This is a genomic window from Paraburkholderia fungorum (assembly GCF_046027605.1).
Taxonomy (GTDB): Bacteria; Pseudomonadota; Gammaproteobacteria; order Burkholderiales; family Burkholderiaceae; genus Paraburkholderia; species Paraburkholderia fungorum_F.
In genome coordinates this window covers 1-5,012 of the sequence record NZ_JAQQEF010000062.1, presented here as the reverse complement: position 1 = coordinate 5,012, position 5,012 = coordinate 1, and the positions used below count along the sequence as shown (strand labels likewise).

Sequence of the window (5,012 nt, the reverse complement as noted above, 5' to 3'; positions counted from 1 at the left end):
CACGCGCACGGTCTGACGCACGTTCAGCGCGTTGCCGAAGCCCGTGTCGGCATCGACGATCAGCGGCAGCGCGACCGCGTCGCGAATCCGCGCGCAATGCTCGGCGACTTCGGCGAGGCCGATGAAGCCGAGATCGGGCAGCCCAAGCGACATGTTGGTGACGCCCGCGCCCGTGATGTAGATCGCTTCGAAGCCGGCGTCTTCAATCACGCGCGCGCTCATTGCGTTGAAGGCGCCCGGCACGAGCAGGCCCTGGCGTTGGTTGACCTTGGCGCGGAACGCCGCGCGGCGAGCAGTGGAAGAGGTAGTCATAGCTCGTGTCTCCGGATAATTGGCTTGAGGTGGCCGGCTTACGCAGGAAACGTGCCGGTCGTGAGCCTCTTTCTGTTTCGTTTGAAAAAACATGGACTTATCGAAAGCAGTGTGTTGAGAGGCGGTCGTGCGAAAATGTTCCACTTGTTCCGCGGAACGTTTCATAATTGTTCCATCGTTTCCGGAGACTCCATCGTGTCAACGCTTATCTCGAACCCGAACCACAGCCGCCCGGGCATCGCGCTGGTAAGCATCAGCCGGCTGAGAGCGCTGTGCGAGACCGTCGCGCCCCGCTATGCGGAGCGCGCAAAGTTCTTTTCGGTACGCGAGGGCTACGGCGCTGCCGTGACCGCGCTGCAGGCGTATGTCGATGCCGGCACGGTCGACGTCGTACTCGCCGCCGGCTCAAACGGCGCGTATCTGCGCGACAACCTTAGCGTGCCGGTCGTGATGGTCAAGGTGAACGGCTTCGACGTACTGAGCGGTATCACCCAGGCAATCACGACGTGGCCGGGCACGCCGATCGGCCTCGTTCTGCACGAAACGGTGTCGAAGGAACTAATCGACCTCAGCGCGTGGTTGAACGTTGCATTGAAACAGCGCGCATACCGCTCGATTGACGAAGTCCGGGTGGCCGTCGATACCCTCGCAGCCGAGGGCTGCACGGTCATCATCGGCCCGGGACTGGCGTGCGATCTCGCGCAGCAGGCCGGGCTGCATAGCGTGTTTCTCTACTCGCTCGGAGCCGTCGAGGAAGCGTTCGAGCGCTCCATCGAATTGGCGCGCGTGAGCCGCCAGAAGGAGTCGAAGCGTGTGCGGCTCAATACAATCGTCGCGCATCTGCGCGACGGCGTCGCCGCATTCGATGACGCCGGCCAGCTCGAGGCGGTCAATCCGGCGATGCTCGATCTGCTCGGACTCGACCGTACGCGCGATCTGCCGTCGCAAATTGCGAGTGCGGTCGGCCCGCTGCTGCGCGAAACGCTCGACACCGACGCGCCGATCGACGAGCGCATCGAGCAGATCGACGGCCGTGCGCTGATCGTCAATTGCGTGCCGATCGTCGAGCATGGCTTGCGTTCCGGGTCGGTGGTCACGGTGCAAGATGCACTGGTCGCCCAGCGCATCGACCGCTCGTTGCGCACCAGTCAGCGGCCGAAACATCTGGTGGCGCGGCATAGTCTGTCCGATCTGACTGGCGCGTCGCCAGCGCTCGAGCGTGTGCGGCGCCTTGCGCGGGCCGGGGCTGCACACGACGCGACCGTGATGCTCACTGGTGAAAGCGGCACTGGCAAAGAGCTGGTCGCGCAGGGCATTCATAACGCGAGCCGCCGGCGCGGCAATCCATTCGTCGCGTTCAATTGCGCGGCGTTGCCGGAAGGGTTGATCGAAAGTGAACTGTTCGGACACGAGGAGGGTGCGTTCACCGGCGCGCGGCGCGGCGGCAGCCCGGGGCTCTTCGAAATCGCGCATACGGGGACGATCTTTCTCGATGAAATCGGCGAAATGCCGGCGGCGTCGCAAAGCCGGTTGCTGCGTGTGCTGCAGGAGCGCGAAGTGATGAAACTCGGTTCGGGGCGCGCGACGCCGATCGACGTTCGCGTGATCGCCGCGACGCATCGCGACCTGCATGCACTCGTTGAGCAAGGTGTGTTTCGCGCCGATCTGTATTTCCGGCTCAATCTGTTGCAGATCGAACTGCCGCCATTGCGCGAGCGCCGCGGCGATATACCGGAACTTGCGCGGCATCTGCTCAGGCGCAGCGCAACAAAATACGGGCTGCCCGCCACCACCGCGGAGCGCGTGCTGGAATTCCTGGCGCCGCTGTTTGAACACTACGCGTGGCCCGGCAACGTGCGGGAGCTCGAAAACCTGCTAGCGCGCGCGGCGATTTATCTGGGCGATGCGGCGAGCAGCGGGTGGCAGGATCTGCGGGACGTTTTTCCGGAGTTCGGACGCATGCATGCGCCACCCGCCCCAGCGGCCAATGGCAAGGTCGTCGGCTCGCCGCCCGCGGCCGTGACCCGCGAAGACGTAGTACGTGCTCTGGAAAGAAACGGCAACAACCGTGCCGCGGCGAGCCGTGCGCTCGGGATCGGACGTACCACGCTTTGGAGGCTACTGAAGAAGTGAGGCTGTCCAGGTTCACGCGTTGGATACTAGCGCCCCGCTTGCTCAAACCCGGTAGTTGAAACCGCGGGGCCAACGGGGAGTGCCTTTCGCCGGCCAGCTTACGAGGCGCTGGGCGAACTACCACCGTTGAACCGCCCGAACATGCGCGCTAGCATCATGCCGGTGAGAAGGGCGCCTAGCCCGGCGGCAACAACATGTTCCGTCGAACGCAGATCAAAATTCCCAACACGTAATACAAGAACATATCCGGCGACGATGTTGAGAAATCCCCACAGCACGTTAACGGTTGAAGAGGAGAGTCCTTGTCCCGGCGGTCTGGCAAAGGGACTCTGAAACGGTCGCCCCATTATTCCGCTGAGCAGGTGCGGGAGGGCGTTCATAAGAAAAGCGCCGCCGAAGAAGTAAGACACGTAGTGAATCCATTCCATTGTCAATCTTGCCTTTTAAATTAAAACCGGCTCATCGCTTACGTTCTCTTCTCGTTAGTCTGAAACGCGTCGTTACACCGAAGGAGAGGTCGTGTTCTCGACGCGCTATCCGGCGACAGTGATCGCGTCGTGCAGGTAGTGCCGCATGAGGCCTTCCAGTTCGTCCATCACACCTTTACGACTGGCTATGGAGGTATCGCCATTGATCGCGACGGCCGCCTTCATGATCTGCTGGATCACGGCGGCGCGGACGGCGATCTCTGCCGCCGCTAGATGCGGTGCCACCGCAGCCAGCACAGATCCGATCTCGCCACGCAGACTTTCGCGGATGCCACTCGTGCCCGGCAGGGCATAACTGTAGGTCTCGACCAGAACCGCAAACGCCGGATGGATTGAGCGGAACTTCACGAACGTTCTCGTCAACCGGCTCGCAAGCAGCGATAAGTCCAGAGACGGCGCAGCCTCACGCAGCTTACGGAAGGTCTCTGTGAGCATGTTCAGATAGCTTTCAAGCAATGCAGCCGCGATCTGATCCTTGGTGGGAAAGAATTGATACAGCGAGCCAATCGATGCACCCGCGCGGGCGGCAATCGCCGTCATCGTTGCTGCGTCGTATCCTTTCTCGGCAAACTCGGTGCCCGCGGCCTCCAGCAGCGCCGCGACCCGCGCGTGACCGCGTGTACGCTGAGGCGCTTTCGCATGCCCGCTACTGGCACTCAATGTTCCGTTTGACTTTTGTGAGGTCATCCTCATATACTTGAAATGTGAGACAAGCCTCACAATACACCTTTGGCTTGCTAAGTTCAACGGAAGGCAAACATGTTGCAGAAACTCGACCCAAAAACTACCGCACTCGTTCTGATCGACCTCCAGCAGGGCATCCTCGGTTTCGCGAAGGCCCCTCGCACTGCCGAGTCCGTGCTTACGGCTTCGGCGAATCTCGCAAAGCGTTTCCGGGACATCGGCGCGCCAGTCGTGCTAGTGCGCGTGGGCTGGAGCCACGATTTCGGCGACGCGCTGAAGCAACCCGTCGACCAACCCGCGACGCCTCCAGCCGGTGGACTTCCCCCGACGTGGTGGGATTTCCCCGCGGCGCTCGAAGCAGGCGAGCATGATCTCAAGATCACGAAGCGGCAGTGGAACGCATTTCACGGCACCGAACTCGATCTGCAATTGCGTCGCCGGGGCATCAAGACCATTGTGCTCGGCGGAATTTCGACGAATATCGGTGTCGAGTCGACGGCGCGAGCCGGCTATGAACTTGGCTATACACTCGTGCTCGCCGAGGATGCGATGAGCTGCGCTTCGGCCGAGCATCATCACGCTTCGGTTAATTACATTTTCCCGCGGCTCGGCCTGGTGCGACAGTCCGAGGATGTGATCAAGGCGCTCGCGGACTGACACCGGCCTACGAAAGGCCATGAGCCACTCCACTGCGTAGCCATTGACGGCACGGAAGGGGCGTCGGTCGGCATACCATCTCATCTGGTACGACCGACTCATCGGATCGAGTCAACCCGCGGCTGCTCCATTTGTGCACCGACCTATCCGTGTATTCGAGAAGGGCGGCAGCAGAGTGCGATGATTTAGTGCAGGAGTCGCCGAGATGTTCAAATCAAGGTCCGATGGACAATCAGTTGACCGTATAACCGCCGCTTCGCCGGCGCAAAAAAGCCGTTACCAGGTCGTCGAGTCGGTCCTGTCGCACATCGGGGCTGCTATCGATAGCAAGGCGCTTGTTCGCGCGTTGACTGCTCTTTTCCCGTTAATAGTACTCACGCTGGTTTCCGGTCAGACAAAGTGGCTGCTCGTTTCGCTGGTAACGGCGTCGACCGCTATCGCGGTGGACCGGTCGCATCTCGCCCCGCTCGGGGTACTCGCTCACGGAACAACCATCGGAACAGGCTTCCTGGTATTAATAGCCTCGCTTGCGTATCCTCCATTGTTTGTCGGAGCCACTGCGCTGCTGGCAATGGGGTCGATTCTGGTGACGGCACGAGGGAGCGAACTGCGTTCACTCGGCAGCTATACGTTTATTCCGGTGCTTTACCTCGCCTGCGAGAGCGCCGAAGGAGTCAGGCAGTCGGCACTCATCCATCGCGGATTTGAGCTTCTTCCCTTCATATTGACTGCTTTCCT

Annotated in this window: 5 protein-coding genes and 1 pseudogene; 3 read left to right on the top strand and 3 right to left on the bottom strand. The window is 61.2% G+C overall.

The window, feature by feature from the left end; all coding sequences use genetic code 11:
- The coding region (locus PQR53_RS38615) for an isocitrate lyase/phosphoenolpyruvate mutase family protein (protein ID WP_408465825.1) at positions 1-312 on the bottom strand (312 nt) is incomplete at its 3' end.
- A 195-nt stretch (positions 313-507) separates the two neighbouring features.
- Here PQR53_RS38615 and prpR point away from each other — a divergent pair.
- Complete coding sequence (prpR, locus tag PQR53_RS38610) at positions 508-2,445, top strand: propionate catabolism operon regulatory protein PrpR (protein WP_408465823.1); 1,938 nt, start codon at positions 508-510, stop codon at positions 2,443-2,445.
- A 98-nt stretch (positions 2,446-2,543) separates the two neighbouring features.
- Here prpR and PQR53_RS38605 read toward each other — a convergent pair whose 3' ends face one another.
- Together PQR53_RS38605 and PQR53_RS38600 are read right to left on the bottom strand one after the other, a co-directional pair.
- A complete protein-coding gene (locus tag PQR53_RS38605) occupies positions 2,544-2,873 on the bottom strand; it encodes a hypothetical protein (RefSeq protein WP_408465821.1) in 330 nt (109 codons plus the stop codon).
- A 105-nt stretch (positions 2,874-2,978) separates the two neighbouring features.
- A complete protein-coding gene (locus PQR53_RS38600; protein WP_408465819.1) occupies positions 2,979-3,620 on the bottom strand; it encodes a TetR/AcrR family transcriptional regulator in 642 nt (213 codons plus the stop codon).
- A gap of 72 nt (positions 3,621-3,692) precedes the next feature.
- Here PQR53_RS38600 and PQR53_RS38595 point away from each other — a divergent pair, with 72 nt between their 5' ends.
- Together PQR53_RS38595 and PQR53_RS38590 are read left to right on the top strand one after the other, a co-directional pair.
- Complete coding sequence (locus tag PQR53_RS38595) at positions 3,693-4,274, top strand: hydrolase (protein ID WP_408465817.1); 582 nt, start codon at positions 3,693-3,695, stop codon at positions 4,272-4,274.
- Positions 4,275-4,479: 205 nt separating this feature from the next.
- Positions 4,480-5,012, top strand: a pseudogene (locus PQR53_RS38590) (hypothetical protein); the annotation flags it as partial.